Source organism: Pseudomonas sp. P5_A2_2 (genome assembly GCF_054177685.1).
The window spans coordinates 1-2,517 of the sequence record NZ_JBGCUL010000665.1 but is presented as its reverse complement, the minus strand read 5'-3'; the positions used below and the strand labels follow the sequence as shown (position 1 = coordinate 2,517).

At 58.5% G+C, this 2,517-nt stretch carries 2 protein-coding genes and 2 pseudogenes; 1 reads left to right on the top strand and 3 read right to left on the bottom strand.

Features of this window, described 5'->3' with window-relative positions:
* Positions 1 to 542 precede the first annotated feature (542 nt).
* The 3 genes and pseudogenes from moaD to ACXRVY_RS23895 form a co-directional block, all read right to left on the bottom strand.
* Positions 543 to 794: a molybdopterin converting factor subunit 1 gene (gene moaD, locus ACXRVY_RS23905; RefSeq protein ID WP_458238417.1), complete on the bottom strand. Its 252-nt coding sequence runs from the start codon at positions 792 to 794 to the stop codon at positions 543 to 545.
* Positions 791 to 919 (bottom strand): annotated as a pseudogene (locus ACXRVY_RS23900) (cyclic pyranopterin monophosphate synthase MoaC); the annotation flags it as partial. The gene moaD and the pseudogene ACXRVY_RS23900, both read right to left, overlap by 4 nt.
* A gap of 270 nt (positions 920 to 1,189) precedes the next feature.
* On the bottom strand, positions 1,190 to 2,080 hold the full coding sequence (locus ACXRVY_RS23895; RefSeq protein WP_104447491.1) for a LysR family transcriptional regulator: 891 nt from the start codon (positions 2,078 to 2,080) through the stop codon (positions 1,190 to 1,192).
* Between the two features lie 298 nt (positions 2,081 to 2,378).
* Here ACXRVY_RS23895 and ACXRVY_RS23890 point away from each other — a divergent pair.
* A pseudogene (locus ACXRVY_RS23890) lies at positions 2,379 to 2,517 on the top strand (molybdenum cofactor biosynthesis protein); the annotation flags it as partial.

Genomic DNA, 2,517 nt, shown 5'->3' with positions numbered 1-2,517 from the left:
GGCTCGCTCCCATAGGGATTGCATACGCTGAGCAAACGCAGGGATAGCGAAGGAGGGGGGCTCGCCGATCAGGCGAGCAGGGCGCTATCCGGCGGACGTGCGGAGTGACGCAGTTTGGAGCGGCGCAGGGCCATGGGCAGGTTGACGATGCGCTTCATGCAATGCCGTCCACGGCCAGCAGCGAGGTGGCCAGGTTCGAGAGTTTCAGCAGCTGCTGTTCTGACGGCAAAGTACGCATGGCGCAGGTTTCCGGCGGCGGAAATCGTCGGTGGCGAGTGGAACAAGCCATTCGGGGGACGGCTGGATACTAGGGAGGATTGCGGCGCGTGTAAATGTTTGATTCAGAACATCAGGCGCACGATAAGGCCGATCAACCCGCAGCCGATCAAAACCTCAATCACCCCGCGCTTGAACCGAAGCAATGCAATGCCGCAGTGCGTTGGATAGTCGCTTGATGCTGCGCCTCTGCCCAGCGCTCGACGGCTGACCGGTCGCTGTCACGGGCATCGACCCAGCGTGCGCCGGACCCCACGTCTTATGCCTCAACCCCCGGTGACCGGTGGAAAAAAGGCGATCTCGTCATAGTCCTCGATCACCCGGTCCGGATGACACAGCTCCTGGTTCAGCGCGCACATGAGGTTGTTCTCACCGAGCACATGGCTCCACAGCTCACCGCGAGCCATCAGCAGGCGGCGCACGTCTTCGATGGTCTYGAGGCTGTCGGTCAGGGGCAGTTTTTCACCGCCCAGGTTGAGCTGTTCGCGGTAACGGGCGAAGTAATTGATCAGGATCATTGGGCGTCCTCGAACTTGAAATGGCCGGAGCGGCCACCTTGTTTGCTCAGCAGGCGGATGTCATCGATGACCATGCCTCGGTCCACTGCCTTGCACATGTCGTAGAGGGTCAACGCCGCCACGGTGACCCAGCGCCGCCTGACAAACTGACGCAGCGTTGTCGTACTCGCGAAAGTTCACACTCAGCGGTTTGGGCGCGGGGGCGTTAGTGTCGCTTCGAATATCGGTTTGTTCAACTTGGCACAACATGAAAAAAATCTCGAAGCGCTTAATTAAGTTCGGGCTACGGGTAACTTTTTAACGGGTCCAATCGCTTGTTCCGATGTGCCGATTGGTGATGTCTATCAGGCTGGCCAAACATATCTGGTCCGGTTTTATATAAAGCCGAAACTTGATCAGTTAGTCCGGCTGAACAAAGTTCGCGCTTCGGCAAAACACTTCTCGGCAATCGCCGAGCGCGGTTCGGTCTTGCGCATCACCAGGCCCAGGGGCGCGAGCACGCTGGCATCCGGCAATTCGATGAACGACAGGTGTTCGATGGGCTCTTCCAGGCCACTGTCCAGCGGCATGATCGCGCAACAGAAACCCTCGTGAATCGCCTGCAGCAACTGGTAGGTCGAATCGCTTTCCAGGATCGGCTGCGGGTCCAGTCCGCGGCTGCGAAAGCTCAGGTCGATGGATTTGCGGTAGTGCATGCCGTTGCTGAGCATCCCCAGCGGCAGTTCGGCGGCGTCCTCCCAGCTCATTTGCGTGCCGTCGAAATGGAAGTGGCGGGTGTCGTACAGCAGGCCGACGCGGGTCTCGCCGATCTCGAAAAACTCGAAATAGCTCGGGTTGACGTGATCGAGGTAGCACACGCCCAGGTCCAGCTGATTGTTGCCAAGGCCCTCGATGATCTGGTCGGAACTCAAGGACGACAGGCTGTACTTGAGCTCGGGAAAGCTGCGGGACAGGCCCTGAATGTAGGTGACCGGGTTGAAGCTGCTGAGGGGCACCAGCCCCAGGCGCAAGTTGCCGACGAGTTGGCCCCGGCACGCGGCAGCCTCGGCGAAGAGCCCGTCGTGGGCGGCCAGCAGGGTCCTGGCCCACGCCAGTACACGCTCGCCGGCCTCGGTAAAACCCTCGAAGCGCTGGCCCCGGGTGACCAACACCAGGTCCAGTTCATCCTCAAGATTGCGCAGGCGCATCGACAGCGTGGGCTGGGTGATGTGGCAGCGCGCGGCAGCCTGGCCGAAGTGGCGGGTCTGCTCCAGGGCGATCAGGAACTTGAGTTGTTTGATGTCCATGACGGCACCTGCTGGCGGGGGAGTGAGGGGTTAAGTATTGACTCAGGTGCGCAAGACACAAGGTAAGGCAGAAAACGTGAGCCGAGACGATCTCATTGTCTTCGGCGTGCGTCCAATCACTGCTATCTAAGGGGTTATCGATGGGCTCTATCATTGATGTTTTTCCTGGTCTTTTTATATTGATAGATTGGCTCGATAGTCTGGTTGGTTAGAGTGATTAGACAGGGCTTGATTTATCGAATTAGTCTCCGGAAGTTGTTTAATTCAGCTATTTAGCTAATACCTGCCGGAGAACCCCATGAGCGTCAAACCGGATGCATTGTTTATACCCCTGAATATTGCCGTGCTGACCGTCAGCGATACCCGTGAATATGCCAATGACACCTCCGGTCAACTGCTCGTCAGTCGCTTGCTGGAAGCCGGCCACACCCTCAGCG